We start from the raw sequence: 19,972 nt of genomic DNA on the forward strand, positions 1-19,972 counted from the left end.
TCTAGGTGAGTTTTACCAGAAACAGCGGCTGACCATGCTCAACCAGCTGACCGTTTTCCACCAATACTTGAACGATTTCTCCTTTTACCTCTGCTTCAATCTCGTTAAACAGCTTCATCGCTTCGACAATACAAACGATGCTCGACGGCTCGACGCGGTCGCCCACCGAAACGTACGGCGGAGCATCCTCGGCCGGAGCGGCATAAAAGGTCCCGACCATCGGGGAGGTAATTTTGTGCAAACTTTCTGTCTGTTCAGCGCCTGGGGCAGGAGCTGGTTTTTCTGCTACAGCTGCAGGCTGAGGCTTCGGTTGCTGGACGGGTGCTTTTTCAGGTTGGGGCAAGGCAACGACCGTAGCCGCTTTTTTGACTGGCTCTTTCTTTTGCACGTAAGCGGTTTTGTCGGCTGTCGCCATTTCGTTTGCGCGTCGTTTGATGAGCAGGCGGGATTCCTCGTCAGTTACTTCGAGTGATTCTATGTCGGTCTGTTCCAACAGTTTAACAAGTTCTCTCAGTTCATAGATCGTCAGCACAACTATTCCTCCCGAGTTCCGAGTCTGTATGTCACGAACCGACTGGTTGGTCTGTAAAGTGTCTGCTAGACCGACCAGTTGGTCTTTTGTTGATTATAACAAATATCTGAATAATAGTACAGACCAACCAGTCAGTCTGCACGATACAATTTTTAACGGACCGTGAAGCGACTATGCCCCTGCTCTCCAGTCAGCAAACAGCAACTAGCCGCCTGATCCTTCTGTTTTCCCTTTATTTAAAACAGCTTGAACGACGTTTCGCCAGACGTCAGGAAAAAACGGTTGAACGCCGGATTTTCCATCGCCTCGGGCTTCAAAACGGAATGCAGCACCATGTCGGCGTAAATGTCCGCGATCTGCTCGATCGAATACGTCCCGGTTTTTTGATACCATTTGTAAATCCAGTTGACCATGCCGAAAATCGCCATGGAGACGATTGGCACTGGCAACTCCGGCCGAAATTCGCCTGACTTGATCCCGTCCGAGATGACGGTAAACATGATCTCTTTGTAGCGATCCCGCTTTTTTTCAATATCCGAAAAATATTCTGGGGTCAAAAAGAGGCTTTCCTGATAAAAAATCGTTACCTGTGAGCGGTACAGATCAATCATCATGACAAACGATTTTACGATAGCCTGCAGGCGTTCCGTCGGCGTATCCCATTTCTCGTAAGCTTCCTCTGCTTTTTCCAGAACGTACGTAATGAATTGATCGTGAATGATGTAGAGGAGTTCATCCTTGGATTTGAAGTTGTGATAAAATCCTCCCTTCGAGGTTCCGCTTTCCTTGACGATTTGGTCGACGGTCACCCGGTGGTAGCCATGTGCTTCGAACAGGCGCATGGATGTTTCGATGATTCGTTCTCTGATTGATTTTTCGCTCATGATCTTCACCCGAGTTCATTATAGCATAGAAATTCATTTCTCAATGGCTGATTGCACGAGCCGCAGCCAGGCAGGGAAAACGCCGATTTTTCATCGGGCGAAAAATCGGCGTCCCTTTTAGAGGATGGCTATTCGCTTGTGGAAGCTGGAACTGCGCCCAAATACTCTTCCAGGGTAATGCCCTGCGCTTTGATTTCCTTGGCGATTTCTGTTCCGACGTAGCGCAAATGCCACGGTTCGTACATGTAGCCGGTAATCGCCTCTTTGCCTTCCGGATAGCGGATGATAAAGCCGTATTCCTGGGCGTGCTCGGCAAGCCACTTCGCTTCTTTTGTCCCGGCAAAGCAGCTCGTTGCCGCACACTTCCCGTCAATGCCGGAGACGTCAATCGCAAGTCCTGTCTCATGCTCGCTCGTGCCGGGCACGGCGCTGTACGTGCGCGCTTTTTCCAGACCGTCTTGTTGCACGTAGCGGTTGAACAGCGCTTTTTGATACGCGTGGGAACGGTAGGCGGATACGCCCGCAAGCGAGATGCCGTCTGCTTTCGCCGCTGCAAACAGCGCTTCCAGTGCCGTTGCTGCCTCTTTGCGCAGCTTGCGCTTTTCGCTCTTTTCCGGGAGCAAATAAGGCACATTCGGGAAAACAAGATCCGTTGGCGAGTAGTTTTCCGGGAGCTTGCGCTGCTTGTTGACGAGAACGGCCATGCTCGCTGGCTCGGCGACTACCTCGATGTCGGCAAGCATCGCCTCCGTATCGGCGGCTGCTTTGGCAGGCTGTTTTTTCGGCGGTTGGGCTTCGGCTTGCTGCGTCTCATCCGGCTTGGCCTCTGCAGGCGACGCGGCTTCCGCAGGAGGTGCCTGCTGCGTATCCGCAGGTATGCTTTCCTTTGGCTCTGCGCTCTCCTGCTTCGTCTGTTCCGGCGCTGTCACGGTCGGAGCCGCATTTTCCTGCTCGGCAGGCATGGCCAATCCGCTGCACCCCGACAGCGCGAGCAGCGCTGCCGTTACCAGTATGATCGGATGGTTTGTACAATTGGCAAAACGTTTCATCTTGGCGTCCTTTCGAATCGGGCCCGGCTGCAATTCCTGCCCTGAAGGTGGTAGGTACGTCCTGCAAAGTGGAAGTACATACCCATTATGACATAATTCGGACCCGTTTCGTTACAGGAACGTTGGCTGGATCGGCAAAAAATCATTCTGCCCGTTTCGACGATTTTGCCTTAGTTCAGCGCAACGCCAAGCGCCACGTCGCTTTTTGACAAATAGGTCATGTCGTTGGACGCCGTTCCACAACAAAAAGACCGCCATTCCCCCATATCCATAGAGAATGGCGGCCAGACCTCACGTTGCGATATGAACTGCAACTCGCGTTATTTGTTTTCGAACAGCTTTTTGTACTCGCCGAAGCCTTCTTCTTCCAGCCTGTCTTTTGGAATGAAGCGCAGCGCCGCAGAGTTGATGCAGTAGCGCAAGCCGTTTTCCCCCGGACCGTCCTCGAACACGTGTCCGAGATGGGAATCCGCGTGCTTGCTGCGCACCTCTGTGCGAATCATGTTGTGACTCAAGTCGAGGTGCTCGGTTACGTTGTCATTTTCCAGCGGTTTGGTAAAGGACGGCCAGCCGCAGCCCGAATCGAATTTGTCCAACGAAGAAAACAGCGGCTCGTTGGAGACGATGTCGACGTAGATCCCCTCTTCCTTGTGGTTCCAGAACTCGTTGGCAAACGGGGGCTCAGTGCCGTTGTTTTGCGTCACTTCATACTGAAGCGGCGTCAGTTTCTTTTTCAATTCTTCCTGCTTCTGTTTGTCGCGCCACGCTTCCTTGATGAACTTCGCCCTGCCGGACGCTACCTTGTAATATTGATAGCGCAGCGGATTTTTCTTGTAGTAATCCTGGTGATACTCTTCTGCCGGGTAAAACGGCTTGGCAGGCAAAATCAAGGTCGCAATCGGCTTTTGAAAACGGCCGCTTTGCGCAAGCTCCTCGCGCGACTGGATCGCCAGCCGTTCCTGTTCGGGGGTGTGATAGAAAATGGCCGGGGCGTACGATTGTCCGCGATCTCCGAACTGGCCGCCCGCATCTGTCGGGTCGATCTGTCTCCAGAACATTTGCAGCAGCTCCTCGTAGGAGATGAGCGCAGGATCATACGTGATCTGTACCGCTTCATAGTGTCCAGTCGTGCCGGAGCATACCTGTTCATAGGTCGGGTTTTCCACATGTCCGCCTGTATAGCCGGATACAACCTTTTGAATACCTGGCAGCTTGTCAAACGGGCTGACCATGCACCAGAAGCAGCCACCCGCAAAGGTCGCCGTTTCAAACCGGGAATGTTCGCTGTTCATGCCTTTCGCCTCCTGAAATTTACAGCAGCTTCGCTACCACCGATTGTACATGGTTTGCAAAATGAAAGTCCACTCTGCAACTGTCGCCAAAAAGCAACGGGAAAAGACGACCAGGATGCTCGAAAATCGCAAATACCGCAAATACGATCATAGGCGAGCTGTGCCGGGTCATTTTTTCCCGTTTGCGTCCATTGTTCTAAACGTTGCATCGATTCGGACGATCGGCAAGCTGGTGTGCAGTCTGCTTCCTTTGTACGCTGGCGACGATCACGCCTGCGACGATCAGCAGCGAGCCGCCGACCTGAATCGCCGTCACCTGCGAGCCGAGCAGCAAAAAGCCGACGAGCATCGCGACAAACGGCTGCAGGTTGAGAAAAATCGCCGCTTTTCCTGTGCCGACAATTTTCAGTTGCGAGTTCCAGACGATCCCGCAAACTCCCTGCATAAGGATCGCTGTAACGATCAGCATCCCCCAGGCCCACGCTTCATGACTGATATGCGCTGAGGAATCAAGCGTCAGCATCGCCGCAGGTGTCAAAAACAGCGTGCCGACCGTCGTCGAGTACACGGTCGTAATGAACGGCTGCATCGTCTGCGTCAGCTTGCGGATGATAATCATCGACGCCGAGAACGTCACCATCGCAATCACGATCAATAGCACGCCTTTGGAGATGGAGAGACCTGCTCCAATCCCGACGACGAAAAACGTGCCGAGCAAGGCGATGCCCGAACCGATTTTCATGCGCAGCGTAAATTGCTCCTTCAAAAACAGCGAAGCCAAAACGGCTGTCACAATCGGCGCGAGCGACAGGATCAGCGAGGCCGTCGTGGCATCTGTCGTCAGCAGTCCGTTGAAATACGCCGTCTGGTTGGCCAGTGTGCCGACGAGTCCGAGCAAGACGAGCAGCCCCAGCTCGCGCAGCGTAATTTTTACAAATTTTTTCGTCAGCCAGGCGTACAAAATCAAGAACAGCGACGTGAAAATCAGCCGGACATCGGCGAGAAACAGCGGCGGAAACTCTTTGACCAGCATGCTCCCGAACACAAAGTTGCTTCCCCACAGCGTCACACAAAAAAGCAGCAGCAAGTATGAGCGAATCATCGTTTTTTCCTTCTTTCACCGTACATGATACAATCCCGTATGCAATCGTACATGAGAAGGCCAAAAAAGTCCATGTGCGGATGCGCAATGGCTGGCATGAGATTGTATCATGCGGATCGCTGGAGAGCAGAGAAACTTTACTGGGAGGAATCGTGTTCTTCATCATTCTCACCCTTTTTGACATCCTGGCCATTTCCAGAAGGCTCAACCCGTAGAAGTCTTGTTGGTAGCCGCCAACAAAAAACCTCGATTTCCTGTTCGCCAAGGAAATCGAGGTTTTGCTGTGTATCCGGGTCTTGCCATTTTTTGCTTCAGGATTGCGCTTCTTCCGCTTCCTGCGGTTCTTTTTGCGCATGCTCCTGCGTACTGTCCTCCTGCGTCGCTGGCTGTTGCGGTTTTTGCTCATTCGGCTGCGGCGCTTCCGCCTCGTTTTCCATCTCGGCTTTCGCCGGAGCAAGCGCACTGGCTACGAGCAACGCGTACGCCCGTGCGCCCTCGGAGTTGAGATGCACGCCGTCTTTGTAAAAGTACGAATTTTTCCCGGCGCTTGCCGCGTGCCAGTCGATCAGCTTGATGTTCGGATGGGCAGCGGCTACCTCTGCCAACGTCTGGTTGACAACACTCTCCCACGGCTTCGGAACCCGCGTGTTGATGACGATGATCTGCTCAACGCCATCCAATGCCTGTAACAGCTTGTCGAGCTGGCCTTTGCTAAAGGAGCCATTCGTTCCCAGCTCGATGATGACCCGATTGCCCAGCCGCCCTTGCGCTTTCAGTGCTGCAATCGCCTCAGGCGCTTGCGACATTTGCCGACCGACTTTGCCGTCGATCACGATTCCGGGCAAAAGCTTTTCCAGGTACGGCTGCACATCGAGCATCACCGAGTCGCCAATGGCGGTAATTCCTTTGCCGGAATGGATGGCAACGACTGGGGCATCCGAAGCTTTCGGCTGTTTGGAATCGGCGGAATTGTCCTGATTTTGCATGGGCTTTGTACTGCCTGCAGCAGGTTTGGTTGGGTTTGGCTTTGTTTCGTTTTTTGGCTTTGCCGCCGTCTGGTTGTCTGGCTTCGCTGTCGGGTCCGGCTTTTTCACAGCGACTGGCACTTGTGGGCCGTGCAGCTTTCCGGCACTTTCGGCAGCTTGCTGCTTTTTCCCTGCGTCTTCTGCGGCAGAGGACGACTCCACCGGCTTTGGCTGCGGGAAGCTGTCGCCTGCGGAAGCGCCGGACGTCAAGGTCGCGACGCCAAAGTAAATGACGCACAGCCCAAAGGCGCATCCTGTGGCCAATATGCGAGTGGAGCGCCTGGAAGCCCCCTGCTTTTTCGCTGAACCAAGCTTCGTCCACAGTCTGCCCAGCGCACCATGGCGAATCGGTTCCTCCACATATTTCCAGGAAAGAGCGGCCAGCACAATGCAAACGGTTAGCTGCAAGAGCGCGCGCAGGACAGCGGACCATCCTCCGTCCTCCACAACCGTCGGGCTTGTGAGCACAATCACGGGATAGTGCCACAAATAAATCCCGTATGAGCGCACACCAAGCCATCTGAGCGGCTTGCAGCCCATCCATCTCGCCAGGACGCTTGCCGGATGGGCGAGGACGGCTACCAAAACCGCACTTGCTACCGACAGCAGCACCAGGCCGCCCTGATACAAAAAGTCATCGTACTGGTTCGTCTTCCAGATCGACAAAAGCAAAATCGCAAGACTCGCGCCACCGACCGAGTCCAGCACAAGACGCGCCTTGCCGGAGAGGTTCGCGGTCAGCTTGCGACTCGGCCAGACCATCGCCAGCGCCGCTCCGATCAACAGGGCGAACACCCGTGTATCGGTTCCGTAGTAAATCCGGCTCGGGTCTTCTCCCGGCACGTAAAGCACAGCCATCAGGATTGCCGAGCCTGCCGCAAGAGCAAGCGTCAGCATCACGAGCGGACCGCGGCGTCTGAGCATGGACAGCCCGAACGCGACCAACAGCGGCCAGATCAGGTAAAACTGCTCCTCGACCGCAAGCGACCAGAGATGGCCGAGCGGCGAAGGCGGGCCAAACTTTTCAAAATACGACACTTCGGAAAAGACCAGCCACCAGTTGCTGACATAGAAAATGGCGGCCCACACATCCCCGCGCAAGCGTCCCATCTGCTCCGGGACAAACAGCGCAACGCTGACCGAGACGACAGCCAGCAGCAGCAACAGCGCTGGCAAAAGCCGTCTGGCCCTGCGCAGCCAGAAGTCTTTCATATCCAAGCGCCCGTGTCTGCTCCACTGGGCGATCAGCAAATCGGTAATCAGGTAGCCGGAGAGGACGAAAAAAATACCGACTCCGAGCAGTCCTCCCGGTGCCCAATTGTAATTGACGTGATAAATGATGACTGCGAGTACCGCCAGTGCCCTCAGCCCGTCGATTCCGGGCATGTAACGGCTGTTGGAACCCTTGATCGGTTCAGGCATGCTGGCGGCCTCCTCTGCTGTTTGTTTGGCGAGTCCGTACTTCCACTTGCTTGTGCGTCAGATCCTTGCCATTCGAAAAAATCAATGCTATGTTCTTTCTTGCCGTGCTCGCCATGCAGTTCATCGGCACTCTCCCCTTTTGATTCCGTTCTGTTTCGTTCGTTTGTCGACGGGGGCAGTCATTACACATCGGGAATTGCGTGCTATATGAATGCAAAAACCCCAGGTTTCCGTCGTATTTGCAGAAGAAAACGGGGTTGGTTTCGTTCATTATCAGCAGTGGAAAATGAATCCTCCCATCATCATTGCCCGTATTCAGGATGTGGTGCCCTACGTTCTGTCTGTAAATGTGTGCGCCTTTTTCTTATGTATGGCTGCTTCCCTCCTTCCCTTCCATATTTTCGTGGGCAAATCAGTCTTTTCCCGTCGCGATGCCGAAGCTTTCGCTGCATCGGTCTCAACCGGACTTTTCAAGAAATGCTGATCGCCCCCATACAATTGCCCGGTCACATTATTCACCTGTCTCCTTTGTGCCCGGCAACCTTTTGTAACCTGATTATAAGACGCATCAGGGGAAAAACGCGTTACAAATTGTTTACATTCTCTGCCGATTTTTTCCGGGCAATTTCCGGGGCAAATTGCTGTGGCAAAAAACAGGCGAGCCGCATGAGCTGAAAGGCAAAGCTGCGTGCATGCCAAAAAAGCTGACGGCGAATTTCTGCCGTCAGCTCCACTATGTACTGCTATTGAAAAAGGATGTCCGCTATACATCAGGTCCGCATGGGAAGACTTGCAATTTGGCGCATCCGCGTTTTCCTAGTTAAATGTGATGCGTAAACAAATAATGGAGGAAAAATCCCCCGCTAATGACCGCGATGACCATGCAGACGATACCGCTTTTCACCCGCTGGGAAACAAGACGCATGAAGCCAATACAGAAGAAAGCACCCGTTATCAAAAAATAGGCGACTCCAACCCAGAACAAATTCCAAGGCAAGCTTGCAAAATCCACGTTACCCAAAAGTGAACACCATCCCTGTCCCAATCTACTTTCCTTTTTGCATGGAGGATACTCCATTATAACATGTGTCTCGGTGCGCTTCGTCCGTTTCATCCTGATCGTAACAGAAGTGTCATACATATGCAAAAACAACCGTCGCTTTTCGGAGCAACATTGGCTTTTTGCGCGCAACCGAAAACAGCCGCGTCGATGCTTGTCAGACGAGCCTGCTACACAAGCTCGCCCGCAAGCGCATCACACCACTGTACGCCTTCTGGAAGGACGCTCTGCACGTGTTTTCGCAGTTGCTCGTCGCTCGACAGCTCCGGGCTCAGGATCGAGACGATGCCCCTGTCCTCGCGGGTGCGAATCAGGCGGCCGATCCCTTGCCGCAGCCGCAGCAGCATGTACGGCAAATCGACCTCTGCGAATGGCGACGCTGCGCTTTTTCGCTTGGCGGCAAACACCGGATCGTTTGGCGGAAACGGCAGCGACCAAATGATGACGTTCGATAGAGACGGCCCCGGCACATCCAGCCCTTCCCACAGCGATACGGCACACAGAATGCTTTCCTCGTCGTTTTGAAAACGGGAGATCAGGTGGCTGATTTCCGCATCGCCCTCGTACCAGAAGCGCATGGAGGCACATTCAGGATACGTTCCCACGGCATTTTTGAACGCCCGCATTTCTTCCATCGAAGAAAACAGCAGCAGCGCACGTCCCCCGGTTTTTTGCAGCAGCGCGACAGCCAGCTTCATTTTTTCCGCAAACGGCTGCGTACTGGACAGCGGCGGTGCAAAAACTTCCATCTGCTTCGCATAGTCGTACGGGGAGGCAACGGAAAACGACAAGTAGTCGGCAATGCCCAGGCTGTCCGCCATGTAGGCAAACGAATTTTCCACCGACAAGGTAGCCGACGAGAAGACAATCGGCATGTTTTGCGAGAAAACGCGCTCCCGAAGAACTTCCTGCACCATCTTGGGCATGACGACCAAGGTCGGGCCTGTCCATTCTTCGCTCATCCAGGAAATGACGTGCTCGGGCTGCTGGAACAGGCCAAGAGCGAGCTGCATCATTTCCAGATGTTCCTCGACAATCCGCAGTTGAAAGTCGTCCAGCGTGTACAGACCGCTCTCCAGCGCCAGCTCTTCTTCAATCGAGCCGATCAGGCTCGTAAAGCGGTGAATCGCCGCAATCAGCTCGGGGTGAAACGCGATTTCCTTGCGCGTGGAGCCTGCGACTGGCTTGCTCTCGGCATTCAAGCGCGAAAACAGCTCCTCGCTCTGCGTGATCGCTTCTTCGATGGCGACAGCCAGCGACTCCCGGATTTCTCCCTGCAAAAGCCGCGTGATGATTTCTTCAAAGACAGCGTGGTTCAGCTTGTAGGTCAACGCCTTTTGCGCGGCAGGCTCCAGCAAATGTCCTTCGTCAAAAATGACCGAGCTGTGGCTCGGCAAAAGCGGCAGTTGTCCTCCCCGCTTTCTCGCCTCGTACGTCCAGACGTGCTCCATGTAAAAATCGTGCGAACAGATGATGAGATCGGCAGACTTGCGGTAGTGGTCACGCGACAGCGTCTGTCCGCACCGATGCTGCCTGTCGCAGACGAAACAGTCCTGGAACGCATCCCAGTTTATCTGGGCCCACTGCTGGTCGTTCAGTGCCGAATAAGCGCTGCGATCCCCGTACGGATAAAACGACTGGAGCGCTTCATGCGTGTGGACAAAGGACGGAAGCTCCTCGTAGATTTGCTGGAAAACGTCATGGCCATCCAGTTGGTGCCGGGCCTCGTCAAGCTTTCGCAAGCAAATGTACTGGTCCGGCGATTTTCCCAGCCTGGCGTCAATCGTCAGGTTGAGATGCTTGGCCAGCTTGGCAATGTCCCCTTCCGGCTTCACCAGCTGCTCGATCAGCGATTCGTTGGCACAGGCGATAATCGCCGGCTTTCCCGTATAGCGGGCATAGCAGATCGCGTACAGCAGGTAGGCGAGCGTTTTGCCCGTCCCGACGCCTGCCTCGGCAAAAATGGTTCGCCTTTCCTGAAAAGCCCGTTCGAGCTGAAACGCCATGTAAATTTGCTCATCGCGCACCTCGAAGCCCGCCTCTGGCAAAATATCGTAAAAAACGTCCGCTACCCAGTCGCTCACCTGCGGGATGAACGGCTGGGCCGGATCGTAGGCAAAAGGATACCGTTCCACTTCAAACCTGCCTCCAATATGGGAAAAAATGATCGTGCAATGATGCCAAAGTGTAATGATGACATGACTTGCCGTGAAACACAAGACGTCAGGAGGGAAAACATCATCATTCGTGGTAAGATGAGAAAGGAGCAACGAAGGAAAATATAGGAGGGAATGCAACAATGGACAAGGTTATGTTTATTGAAATCGGCATGGGAGTTGATCTCCACGGACAAAACGTCACGAAGGCAGCCGTTCGCGCTGTGCAAAACGCCATCCATCACAATTCGATGCCAGGACTGCGCTCCGTGCTGCCCGGCAACGATATTCACAATATGAAAGTCAACGTCCGCCTGGCAGTGCCAGCCGACCGCGACAAGCTCGATCTGGACACCGTTCGCGCCGAGCTGCCGTACGGAGAAGTGTCGTTTGAAGTCGTAGACGGCGGCATGCTGACGTCAAGCGGCGTCGTGATCGCGGAAAAGGAGGACAAAAACGATCTGGCTTACGTCGTCATTGCTTCTGTGGAAGTCGGCTACTAGGCCGAGTCGGGTTGGGTTGCAGCGACCGAAAAGGCAGTCAAGCTAGGCTTCTTACAGCAAATCCGGGTGGTGCTGGTAGCGTTCAAGGTCGATCTCCCCTGCTTCGGAGACGGCTACACCTTCGCCTTCCAGCAGCATTTTTTGCAACAGGATGGAATCGCGGTCGCGAAATCCGATTTTGCCTTTGGCATTGATGACCCTGTGCCACGGAAGCTTGTATTTTTGCGATAGGGAGCGGAGAATCCGCACAATTTGTCTGGCTCCGCGCGGACTTCCCGCCAAGGCGGCGATCTGTCCGTACGTCATGACGCTGCCCTCTGGGATGCTGGCGATGATTTTTACGGCTCGCTCGGTAAATTCGGTCATGTCTTCGCTCCTATCTCTTTTCGAAAAAAGATGACGATGAAAAAGGCTTGTGACAGTTTCGCCAGCACAAGCCTTTTTTCCTGTCTGCCGTGTGTTGCTTCTGCACTTCAAAGCGCGTAAGATGCCGCAATCTGTCTGTTTCTGCGCTTTCCAAGGAAATTCTTTGGAAAAATAACCTGTACAGCAGAGCCACGATACAGCATGTCTTGCATGGCAAAGGACGACAGCACCAATGTGTCGCGTTGTTTGCCAAGTCTCAGAGCCGCGCAGTGCCGTGTCACGAACGTACGCTGCGAATGGACACTCCTGCCGCATTAAGCGCCTGACGAATGCTTTGCGCAAATGCGAGCGCGTGGGCGCCGTCCCCGTGAATGCAGATCGTATCTGCGCGAATCGGCACGTCCACACCTTGCAGCGACTGCACCTTGCCTTCCGTTACCATGCGTACAACCTGCGCAAGAGATTTTGCTTCCTCCGCGATCAGCGCGTCTGGCTGCGTCCGTGGCGTCAGCGTCCCATCCGCCTGATACGTCCGGTCCGCGAATACTTCGTGTGCGGTGCGCAGCCCGATTTTTTCCCCGGCCCGCGTCAATTCGCTGCCAGCCAATCCGAACAAAACAAGCTCCGGGTTGACCCGGTAGACCGCCTCGGCAATCGCCTCCGCCAGTGCAGGGCGCACAGCAGCCATGTTGTACAAGGCGCCGTGCGGTTTGACGTGCTGCATGACGCCTCCTTCCGCCTGGACGAACGCTTGCAGAGCGCCAATCTGGTAGACGACCAGGTCGTAGGTGTCCTGGGCGGAAATGTCCATGTTGCGACGGCCGAACCCGACCAGATCGGGCAGGCCGGGATGCGCCCCGATTGCCACTCGACTTTCCAGGGCCAGTTTCACCGTTTTGCGCATCGTGGAAGGATCGCCCGCATGAAAGCCGCAGGCAATGTTCGCGGAGCTTATATACTGCAGGATCTCCTGATCGTTGCCCAGCTTATACGCGCCAAAGCTCTCCCCCATGTCACAGTTCAAATCGACTACTTTCATTTGCTCTGCCTCCATCCCGCATTGATTTCGATTCCCAGCCTGATTTGTTGCAGCGCGGTTTCTTGCTCGTACAGCGCCTGCTGGGCTTCGCGCAAGGACACCTCCTGAAACTGCACGCGATCACCCGGCCGCAGCTGCGCCAAAATCGGCAAATCGACCGTTGCTACGTGGCCGATTTTCGGATAGCCGCCGACCGTTTGCCTGTCCGCGAGCAAAATGATCGGCTGACCGTTGGGCGGCACCTGGATGGTACCCGTAGAGACGGCAGCGGAAATCAGCTCCAGCGGCGACTCCAGCGCAAGCTCCGGTCCTTCCAGGCGATAGCCCATTCTGTCGGACTGCGTGGCGAGCTGATAAGACTGCGCGAAAAAATGCTGGCGGCTCTCCTTCGTAAAGTGATCGAACTCCGCTCCCCGCATGACCCGGATAACGGCTTCCTTTTGGTACGGAAAAACATGTGGCGGGACAAACCAGCCCATCTCGGAGCATCCGGCATGTTGTGTCATGCTTCTCGCTCTCAACTGCTCAGCGAAAAGCCTCCCCAATTCGCTCGGCTTGCCCGGCTGCAGCCGATCTTTTTCCCGCAGCGTCCTGCCCCAGGCACCGCCGAAGCCTGCCCGGACATTCGTGCTTCGACTTCCCATGACGGGTGGAACGTCCCAGCCGCCTGCGACAGCGAGGTAAGCGCGGCAGCCTTTTTTCGCATGGGCAAATTTCAGCGTGCTGCCCTTTTTCACCCAGACAGGACGGTTGCTGCGGATGCGCTTGCCGTCTACGGCAGGCTGCATGTCCGCCCCGCACACGGCGAGCAGCATATCCTCATGCAACAGCAGCACAGGCCCTTTTAGCGTCAGCTCCAATACGGCGGCGTTCGGATCGTTGCCGACGAGCAGATTTGCCATGCGCATCGCCAGCGTATCCATGGCCCCGCCGACGATGATGCCGTGCCGCTGGTAGCCGTATCGCCCCAAATCCTGGACCGTCGTGTACAAGCCTGGCGAGATGACTTCCATACTCATCGAGCCGTTCGCCCCCTTTTTTCAAATTCTTCCTGCGAAATCGGGCAAAAGCGGACGCGATCACCTGCGCGAAGCAGGCTCGGCGGCTGTTCTTCCGGGCGAAACAAACGCTCCGGTGTCCGGCCGATAATGTGCCAGCCACCCGGACTCTCAATCGGGTACACGCCTGTCTGCTCTCCCCCGATGCCGACGCTTCCCGGCGCAATCGCGGTGCGCGGCGACTGCCTGCGCGGAGTGGCAATTCTTTTGTCCAGTCCACCCAGATAAGGAAAGCCCGGAGCAAAGCCGATCATGTGCACGAGATATTCCTGTTCGGAGTGAATGCGGATTACTTCTTCCGGGGTGATGCCGTGATAAGCAGCCACATCCGGCAGGTCAGGGCCGAAATCGCCACCGTAGCAGACGGGAATCTCCACCAGCCGCGGCGGCGTCTGTTCATCCGGGCGAATGTGCAGAAGCTTTCCTGCAAGCAGTGCCTTGAACCGTTCGTACGGCTTGTCCGCTGCGCGCGGATCGTACCACGCCACTGGATCGTAATAGACCGTGACAGTTGTGTAGCCCGGTACGTATTCGACCATTCCCGGCAGCGGATGCTCCTCCAAATAGTCGGCGATCGCCATTACTTTTTGCTGTGTCGCCTGGTCAATGGCGTCTCCGAGCTTGATGACAATCCCCGAGTCACCAAGTGGAGAAAAGTCAACGTGCTCCAATTTGCTCCCCCTCATATTCCGATAATCGGTACAATCATTCCGTATTTTGGAGTAAAGGAAAAGAGGAGTCGCCCTCCTCTTCGTATTAGCTGATTTGTCCGCCGCCTTCGACGATGTCTTGCTCCTGGTGCAGCGCTGTTTCGATGGCGACTTGCAGTGCTTTGACGATTGTCTCTACCGACATGCTCGGCTGGCCAGGATGCATCGCCGCCTGCTCGGGCAAGTATGGAATGTGGATGAAACCGCCGCGGATCGTTGCCTTCTGCTGTGCGAGCGTATGCATCAATCCGTAAAAAAGGTGGTTGCACACAAACGTTCCTGCTGTTTGCGAAACAGAAGCAGGAATGCCGTTCGCCCTCAGTTCCTTGACTATGGCTTTGATCGGCAGCGTGGACCAGTATGCGGCTGGTCCGCCTTCCACAATCGGAGTGTCAATAGGCTGGTTTCCTGCATTGTCCGGAATCCGCGCATCGTCAACATTGATCGCCACACGCTCGACAGTGATGTCCGGTCGGCCGCCTGCCTGTCCAATGCAGAACACGAGATCAGGGTCCGTCTCGCGAATCGCTTGCTGCAAAAGCGCGATGGACTTGCCAAACACGGTTGGCACTTGTCTTGTCTCGATGCGATACTGTTCCGACCGGACCTCCGCCAGTCGCTTGACCGATTCCCACGCCGGGTTGACCGGCTCACCGCCAAATGGGTCAAAGCCTGTTACCAAAATGGTTTTCAATGTCGCTCTCCCCTGTTTCTACTATTTCTTTTTTGCATCAGCTACGCTTCGCCCGTCTCCAGCCGAGCGCCCTGGAAATGCGCTCAGCAGCGGCCGTCAGTTGAGCGATCAGCGCTGGCAGTCGCTCTTCGGTAAACCGTTCCTGCGGTCCGGCAATGCTGATGCCCGCATGCAAACGGCCCATGTGATCGAAAATGGGGGCCGCAACCGCGACCGTATCGTTTTCCAGCTCCGAATAGCTGATCGTGTACCCTTTTTCCCGCGCATCTGCCACTGTTTTTCGCAGCTCGTTCCTGTCCGTGATCGTTCCGCGGCCAATCGGCACAAGCTCCACCTCGCGCAAATACTGCTCTCTTTCCTTTTCTTCCAGAAAAGACAAAATAATTCGCGAACAGGCCCCCGCATACAGCGGCGATCTGCGCCCGATCTTCGTATAGAGCCGTACCGGGTGCGGCGTATCGAGCTTTTCGATATAGATCGCTTCTTTTCCGTCCCGGACGATGAGATTGACCGCCTCTTCCACTTTGTCCCGCAAGGCGCTCATCTCAGGCAAAGCGATCTGGCGAATATCCAGTCGCTCGGATACCAACTGGCCGAACTGCAAAAACAACAGTCCGAGTGAAAATTTGCCGTCCTCGCCCCTCTGCAAAAAGCCCATTCCTTCGAGCGAGCCGAGCATGCGATGGATCGACGTTTTCGGCATTTTGGTCAGTTCGACCATCTCGTTCAAACTCAGTCTTTCGTGATCGATGAACAGATTGAGCAGCTCCATCGACTTCACGACTGTTTTGTTCTGGTTTTGTATCATGGACTTCTCTATCCCCGCGATCTCATTGTTTTTGTCCATTTTATCATTGATGCCTGGAAGAAAAAACAGCCGATGGCTTGCCTACAGCGAGATGAAGTATAGAAGGAGAATGTTGAACGCAAGCAAAATCAGGGCTGTCGGGAACTGCACACGGATGACGTGGTTTTTGTCCTTCAAGTCAAGCAATGCGGCGGGCACGATGTTGAAATTCGCCGCCATCGGCGTCATCAGCGTGCCACAGTAGCCTGCAAACATCCCGATTGCCGCCAGGTGGTTCGCATCGACACCGAACTGGCCGATCAGCAGTGGAATGGCGATTCCGGCTGTCATGACCGGGAAGGCCGCGAACGCATTGCCCATAATCATCGTGAACAACGCCATGCCTATGCAGTAAGCGAAGACGACCCAGAACAAGGAATGCGTCGGGATAATTTGCGCAACCAGATCAGAGACGACCGTTCCAACACCTGCACTGGTGAAGATCGTTCCGAGCGTAGCCAGCATCTGCGGCAGTACAGCCGCCCAGCTGATCGCCTCCAGCAAGCGCCGCGATTCTTTGACAGGTGTCAACGGGCTGCTTTTGGTGAGCGCCATCCCGATGAGCAGCGCGATCAATGTCGCAAGGCCCAAAGAGACGAGCGTAATGTTTTTCTGGTCGAGCACGAACAGCTCACCGATTTTCACTTCCTTGAAACCGAGACTGCCGACAATCGTCAACAGCGGAATCAGCAGCGCTGGCACGAACAGCCAGTTGCCCAGCCGCTGGCGATTCTGCTGGCGTTCCTCGGCGGTGGCTTCGCCGTAGCTTCCCAGCTTCAAACCGCCCATCCCTGCGATCAGCACCATCACAATTACGATAAGTCCCATCGCAAAAGGCGGGATGATACTGCCGAACAGCAAGGAAATCCCATAGAGCGCAAAAAACAGGCCAGAGGTGAAGCGGCGCGGATTTTTCCTGTCCACAAAGGTGTACAAGCTGCCGCCAAGCGCAATCAAACCGAGAAATACATAGATCCATTCCATCGAAATCCACATCGGTTATTCCTCCTTGCCTGTCGCTGTGTGCTTGCTGTTGCTCTGTCCCAGCCGTCTGTCCAGCTTGCGGTCGAGCAAAATCAGGCGGATGCTTTGCACGACGAACGCGGCAATCGCGGTCGGAATGGCCCACATCGCCATTTGCAGCGGATCGGCCGGAATGTTGTTCTGGTCGAAAAAGCCTTTCATCAATAAAATCGCGCCAATCGCGATAAAGACGTCCTCGCCGAAAAACAGGCCGATGTTGTCGGCTGCCGCAGAGTGCGCACGTATATTTTGCCGCAAGTCGGCAGGGAGGTCTTTGCCGTACTTCGCCTCCGCCGCTCCTTCTGCCATCGGTGCGACGAGCGGCCGCACCATTTGCGCATGGCCGCCAAGCGAGGTCATGCCACACACGGCAGCGATCTCGCGGATAAACAAGTAGACGTTAATGATGCGGCCTGCCGTGGCGGCCTTGATTTTGGAAACAAGCGCTTCTGCCTGTTCACGCAGCCCGTAGCGCTCCAATAGACCGATGACGGGCAAGGTGGCGATAAAAATTGCCATATAGCGGTTCGTCGTAAACGCACTGCCGAATTGTTCGATGATTTCATAAAGCGGCTGCTTGGCGAGCAGTCCCGTGGCAAGCCCTGCGACCGTCACCACCAGAAGCGGATTGAGCCGCACGATGAAACCGATAATGACAATGACAACACCGATTAATACCATGTTTGCAGTCTCCTTTCAAATAAGTGCGAATGGAAAGCGAAGCGTTTGGGTTCCACAGCTTGTCCAACCTCACTCGTTTTCCTTTCTGTTCCGAATTTCGGAACAATCGTTTCATATTCGGATTAATCAAATCATAAATTCACAATGTCAAAAAAGCAAGGAAATTTCTGAAAACATAATCAGTTGCGTATGACAGGCACGCAAAAAAAAGCAAGCAACTGCTGCTTGCCTGTCCTGTTTGCGCCAGACGGGCCGATCCGGCCTCGCTCGCCGCTAGTGAATATTCTTTTTCTTGAACCGCCCTCCTGATACATCGTGAATATGGCCGATGGCGAGAAAAGCGTTTGGGTCAATCTCTTCCACGATGGATTTGAGCTTGGCTTCTTCCAGCCGGGTGATGACACAGAAAATGACTTTTTTATCATCCCCGGTGTAGCCGCCCTCTCCGCTCAAGTACGTGATACCCCGCCCCAGTCTGGCGGCCAGGGCGTCCCCGATTTCGTCCGGAGCGTCGCTTATTATCCAGACCGAGCGCGATTGATCGAGACCGACCATGGTCAAATCAATCATTTTGTACGCGATATAGTAGGCAATCAAAGAGTACATCGCCCGATCCCAGCCAAAGATGAAGCCTGCGCTGCCCAGGATGAAAATATTGAAAAACATGACGACTTCCCCGACGGAAAACGGACTTTTGCGCGTCAGCAAAATCGCCACGATCTCGGTTCCGTCCAACGATCCGCCAGCGCGAATGACCAGCCCGACGCCAATCCCGATAATGATACCGCCAAAGACGGCAGACAGCAGCAAATCGTCGGTCAGGCTGGGCACGTGGTGCAAATAATTCGTCCCGAGCGACATGACCGCTACTCCAAACAGCGTGGAGATCGCGAATGTTTTCCCGATCTGCTTGTAGCCGATCAACAGAAACGGCAGGTTGAACAGGAAGAGGAAAATCCCCAGCTTGATTCCGGTCAGGTGGGACATCATGATCGACAGACCTGTAACCCCGCCGTCGATAATATTGTTTGGCACGAGAAAAATTTCCAGACCGACGGCCACCATAAACGCTCCGATGATAATCGCAAGCGCCCTTGTGATGATTCTGCGCTTTTTGGCCCGCTTGTGGATAATCGGAGCTGTTTTTTCGACATCCATGAAAATCATCCTTGCCCATTTTTTTCTTTCCTGCATTCAGCTTTCCCCTCTTGCTCGCAAAATAGCCAGCCTGATTTCAGCTTTAAGCCAGTCCTGCGCCGACTACTGGTTGTGTCGGTGAAGCCCCGCGCCAAAACCGCTGTAGCGAGAGCATCCTCTGCCCTGCCCCCGCGGTCATCTTCCAGCTGTTCCGCGATTTTTTTGCTGGCTGTATATACGCCCGCTTTCTGACATACGTGTTAGCGAAGGAATCTTTTCGCGATCAATCTGTTGGAGAAGAGGTGAGTTGGCATGGCTCCCTACCCTTCGCTCGGAAAAAGCCCGATTGACCAGCTGTTTCTCGCGTACACAGGCTACAGCATCGGCACGGACGGCACTCCGCATTATCAGTTTTGGGAATGTACGGACTTTTTGCCCTTGCTCGTCCATATCGACCCTGCTACCGGGTTGGCAGACGGCGGCATGTTCACCGATTTTCTGTTTTTGGCTCTCGGGATTTTGAATCAGTCGGGGGAAGGGCGCTTTCTGGCCCGCAGCGACAAGGCTCCGGCTGGCTGGAACGAATGGCTGCGGTACATGGATGAGCTTTTCCTCGGCGACCGGAATCTCGACGCGCTCTGTCAGGCCGTTCGTTGCTCGCCGTTGTCGCGCACGAACGTCTGGGTGGCCTTGCCATATCCGAATCCGCAACCGTTTGGCGACGATGCTTGCCGTATCCAGGCTGTCGTCGACTGGATGTGCCTGTTTTTGGACAGATGGGCGAAAAAGCCGTGGGGCGATTGCCTTTGCCTGAAAGGCTTTTACTGGCTGCAGGAAAGTCTGTACTTTCAAGGGCCTGCGCACGACGACCGCCAAGTCATCCGGGCGGTCAACGATGCGATTCACGCCTGCAGACACGCGGGACAGACGCTTCAAAGCATCTGGATTCCGTATCAGCAGGCAGTTGGCTGGAACGAGTGGGCACAGCTTGGCTTCGACCTCGCTTTTTTGCAGCCAAACTACTACTTCAACCCGAAAAAAAGCGTGGAAGCTTCCGCTGCCGCAAGCGAAGCAGCCGGAATGGGCGTTGAGATCGAGTTTGACCTTGGCGTCACCTACGATCAGGAAAAGCGCGAGCGGCTGCTTTCGTACTTGCGGGCCGGAGCTTCCGGCGGGACAGACGGGCAAGGAAACACCTTCGGACCTTTTCAGTACGATGCACCGCTCGCCTGGTACACGGGTGGCTGGTTTTTCGGGAAAAACGGACGCAAACAGGCGCTCGTCAGCTTGTACCAGTCCGGGGACCCGCTTTATCACGAGCTTTTCTGCTTTATAAACGGAATCACGCCGCCGTAACCGTGCTTGCTTTTTCCATTCGCCGATTTTTTGCGT

Annotated in this window: 20 protein-coding genes; 3 read left to right on the forward strand and 17 right to left on the reverse strand. The window is 54.8% G+C overall.

The features are described 5' to 3' along the window. Position 1 precedes the first annotated feature (1 nt). The 6 genes from accB to EDM57_RS06130 form a co-directional block, all read right to left on the reverse strand. A complete protein-coding gene (gene accB / locus EDM57_RS06105; protein WP_122903882.1) occupies positions 2–532 on the reverse strand; it encodes an acetyl-CoA carboxylase biotin carboxyl carrier protein in 531 nt (176 codons plus the stop codon). Positions 533–768: 236 nt separating this feature from the next. Further along, complete coding sequence (locus EDM57_RS06110) at positions 769–1,416, reverse strand: TetR/AcrR family transcriptional regulator (RefSeq protein ID WP_170163403.1); 648 nt, start codon at positions 1,414–1,416, stop codon at positions 769–771. Positions 1,417–1,544: 128 nt separating this feature from the next. Further along, complete coding sequence (locus tag EDM57_RS06115) at positions 1,545–2,465, reverse strand: M15 family metallopeptidase (protein WP_122903884.1); 921 nt, start codon at positions 2,463–2,465, stop codon at positions 1,545–1,547. Between the two features lie 320 nt (positions 2,466–2,785). Continuing rightward, the gene (msrA, locus tag EDM57_RS06120; RefSeq protein ID WP_122903885.1) at positions 2,786–3,757 is read right to left on the reverse strand and encodes a peptide-methionine (S)-S-oxide reductase MsrA; all 972 of its coding nucleotides are present in this window, start codon (positions 3,755–3,757) and stop codon (positions 2,786–2,788) included. Positions 3,758–3,953: 196 nt separating this feature from the next. After that, positions 3,954–4,859: a DMT family transporter gene (locus EDM57_RS06125; protein WP_122903886.1), complete on the reverse strand. Its 906-nt coding sequence runs from the start codon at positions 4,857–4,859 to the stop codon at positions 3,954–3,956. A gap of 311 nt (positions 4,860–5,170) precedes the next feature. Further along, positions 5,171–7,306, reverse strand: a complete 2,136-nt coding sequence (locus EDM57_RS06130) for an acyltransferase family protein (protein WP_122903887.1) — start codon at positions 7,304–7,306, stop codon at positions 5,171–5,173. A gap of 211 nt (positions 7,307–7,517) precedes the next feature. Here EDM57_RS06130 and EDM57_RS22965 point away from each other — a divergent pair, with 211 nt between their 5' ends. After that, complete coding sequence (locus EDM57_RS22965; protein ID WP_148039097.1) at positions 7,518–7,790, forward strand: hypothetical protein; 273 nt, start codon at positions 7,518–7,520, stop codon at positions 7,788–7,790. A 336-nt stretch (positions 7,791–8,126) separates the two neighbouring features. On the opposite strand, the gene EDM57_RS06140 is transcribed toward EDM57_RS22965, so the two are convergent. Together EDM57_RS06140 and EDM57_RS06145 are read right to left on the reverse strand one after the other, a co-directional pair. Continuing rightward, complete coding sequence (locus EDM57_RS06140) at positions 8,127–8,318, reverse strand: hypothetical protein (protein WP_246005757.1); 192 nt, start codon at positions 8,316–8,318, stop codon at positions 8,127–8,129. Between the two features lie 218 nt (positions 8,319–8,536). Beyond that, positions 8,537–10,501: an ATP-dependent DNA helicase gene (locus EDM57_RS06145; protein WP_122903890.1), complete on the reverse strand. Its 1,965-nt coding sequence runs from the start codon at positions 10,499–10,501 to the stop codon at positions 8,537–8,539. A gap of 164 nt (positions 10,502–10,665) precedes the next feature. Between EDM57_RS06145 and EDM57_RS06150 the strand changes: the two genes are divergently transcribed. Beyond that, positions 10,666–11,025, forward strand: coding sequence for a Lin0512 family protein (locus EDM57_RS06150; RefSeq protein WP_122903891.1), 360 nt, complete (start codon positions 10,666–10,668; stop codon positions 11,023–11,025). A 51-nt stretch (positions 11,026–11,076) separates the two neighbouring features. On the opposite strand, the gene EDM57_RS06155 is transcribed toward EDM57_RS06150, so the two are convergent. From EDM57_RS06155 to EDM57_RS06195, 9 genes are all read right to left on the reverse strand, one after another. Then, a complete protein-coding gene (locus EDM57_RS06155; RefSeq protein ID WP_122903892.1) occupies positions 11,077–11,391 on the reverse strand; it encodes an MGMT family protein in 315 nt (104 codons plus the stop codon). A gap of 277 nt (positions 11,392–11,668) precedes the next feature. Beyond that, positions 11,669–12,430, reverse strand: coding sequence for a LamB/YcsF family protein (locus EDM57_RS06160; protein ID WP_122903893.1), 762 nt, complete (start codon positions 12,428–12,430; stop codon positions 11,669–11,671). Further along, the gene (locus EDM57_RS06165) at positions 12,427–13,449 is read right to left on the reverse strand and encodes a 5-oxoprolinase subunit C family protein (RefSeq protein WP_122903894.1); all 1,023 of its coding nucleotides are present in this window, start codon (positions 13,447–13,449) and stop codon (positions 12,427–12,429) included. Before EDM57_RS06165 ends, EDM57_RS06160 begins: the two co-directional genes overlap by 4 nt. After that, the gene (gene pxpB / locus EDM57_RS06170) at positions 13,446–14,159 is read right to left on the reverse strand and encodes a 5-oxoprolinase subunit PxpB (RefSeq protein WP_122903895.1); all 714 of its coding nucleotides are present in this window, start codon (positions 14,157–14,159) and stop codon (positions 13,446–13,448) included. The genes EDM57_RS06165 and pxpB overlap by 4 nt, the downstream gene beginning before the upstream one ends. Positions 14,160–14,244: 85 nt before the next feature. Continuing rightward, positions 14,245–14,892, reverse strand: coding sequence for a pyroglutamyl-peptidase I (gene pcp, locus EDM57_RS06175; protein ID WP_122903896.1), 648 nt, complete (start codon positions 14,890–14,892; stop codon positions 14,245–14,247). A 37-nt stretch (positions 14,893–14,929) separates the two neighbouring features. Next, a complete protein-coding gene (locus tag EDM57_RS06180; protein WP_122903897.1) occupies positions 14,930–15,700 on the reverse strand; it encodes an IclR family transcriptional regulator in 771 nt (256 codons plus the stop codon). Between the two features lie 81 nt (positions 15,701–15,781). Then, positions 15,782–16,735, reverse strand: coding sequence for a DUF979 domain-containing protein (locus EDM57_RS06185; RefSeq protein WP_122903898.1), 954 nt, complete (start codon positions 16,733–16,735; stop codon positions 15,782–15,784). Between the two features lie 3 nt (positions 16,736–16,738). Continuing rightward, entirely contained in the window at positions 16,739–17,443 is a 705-nt protein-coding gene (locus tag EDM57_RS06190; RefSeq protein WP_122903899.1) for a DUF969 domain-containing protein, read from the reverse strand. A gap of 273 nt (positions 17,444–17,716) precedes the next feature. After that, positions 17,717–18,601, reverse strand: a complete 885-nt coding sequence (locus tag EDM57_RS06195) for a YitT family protein (protein ID WP_122903932.1) — start codon at positions 18,599–18,601, stop codon at positions 17,717–17,719. A 291-nt stretch (positions 18,602–18,892) separates the two neighbouring features. Here EDM57_RS06195 and EDM57_RS06200 point away from each other — a divergent pair, with 291 nt between their 5' ends. Further along, positions 18,893–19,936 carry a DUF4855 domain-containing protein gene (locus EDM57_RS06200; RefSeq protein ID WP_122903900.1) on the forward strand — a complete coding sequence of 348 codons (1,044 nt, stop codon included), beginning with the start codon at positions 18,893–18,895 and terminating at the stop codon, positions 19,934–19,936. The last annotated feature ends 36 nt before the right edge of the window (positions 19,937–19,972 follow it).

The organism is Brevibacillus gelatini, assembly GCF_003710935.1.
Lineage (GTDB): Bacteria > Bacillota > Bacilli > Brevibacillales > Brevibacillaceae > Brevibacillus > Brevibacillus gelatini.

Coding starts and splice junctions, on each gene's coding strand:
- EDM57_RS06110 (WP_170163403.1), bottom strand. CDS start 1,416: ATGAGCGAAAAATCAATCAGAGAACGAATCATCGAAACATCCATGCGC.
- EDM57_RS06115 (WP_122903884.1), bottom strand. CDS start 2,465: ATGAAACGTTTTGCCAATTGTACAAACCATCCGATCATACTGGTAACG.
- msrA (WP_122903885.1), bottom strand. CDS start 3,757: ATGAACAGCGAACATTCCCGGTTTGAAACGGCGACCTTTGCGGGTGGC.
- EDM57_RS06125 (WP_122903886.1), bottom strand. CDS start 4,859: ATGATTCGCTCATACTTGCTGCTGCTTTTTTGTGTGACGCTGTGGGGA.
- EDM57_RS06130 (WP_122903887.1), bottom strand. CDS start 7,306: ATGCCTGAACCGATCAAGGGTTCCAACAGCCGTTACATGCCCGGAATC.
- EDM57_RS22965 (WP_148039097.1), top strand. CDS start 7,518: ATGCAAAAACCCCAGGTTTCCGTCGTATTTGCAGAAGAAAACGGGGTT.
- EDM57_RS06150 (WP_122903891.1), top strand. CDS start 10,666: ATGGACAAGGTTATGTTTATTGAAATCGGCATGGGAGTTGATCTCCAC.
- EDM57_RS06155 (WP_122903892.1), bottom strand. CDS start 11,391: ATGACCGAATTTACCGAGCGAGCCGTAAAAATCATCGCCAGCATCCCA.
- EDM57_RS06160 (WP_122903893.1), bottom strand. CDS start 12,430: ATGAAAGTAGTCGATTTGAACTGTGACATGGGGGAGAGCTTTGGCGCG.
- EDM57_RS06165 (WP_122903894.1), bottom strand. CDS start 13,449: ATGAGTATGGAAGTCATCTCGCCAGGCTTGTACACGACGGTCCAGGAT.
- EDM57_RS06180 (WP_122903897.1), bottom strand. CDS start 15,700: ATGATACAAAACCAGAACAAAACAGTCGTGAAGTCGATGGAGCTGCTC.
- EDM57_RS06185 (WP_122903898.1), bottom strand. CDS start 16,735: ATGTGGATTTCGATGGAATGGATCTATGTATTTCTCGGTTTGATTGCG.
- EDM57_RS06190 (WP_122903899.1), bottom strand. CDS start 17,443: ATGGTATTAATCGGTGTTGTCATTGTCATTATCGGTTTCATCGTGCGG.
- EDM57_RS06195 (WP_122903932.1), bottom strand. CDS start 18,601: ATGGATGTCGAAAAAACAGCTCCGATTATCCACAAGCGGGCCAAAAAG.
- EDM57_RS06200 (WP_122903900.1), top strand. CDS start 18,893: ATGGCTCCCTACCCTTCGCTCGGAAAAAGCCCGATTGACCAGCTGTTT.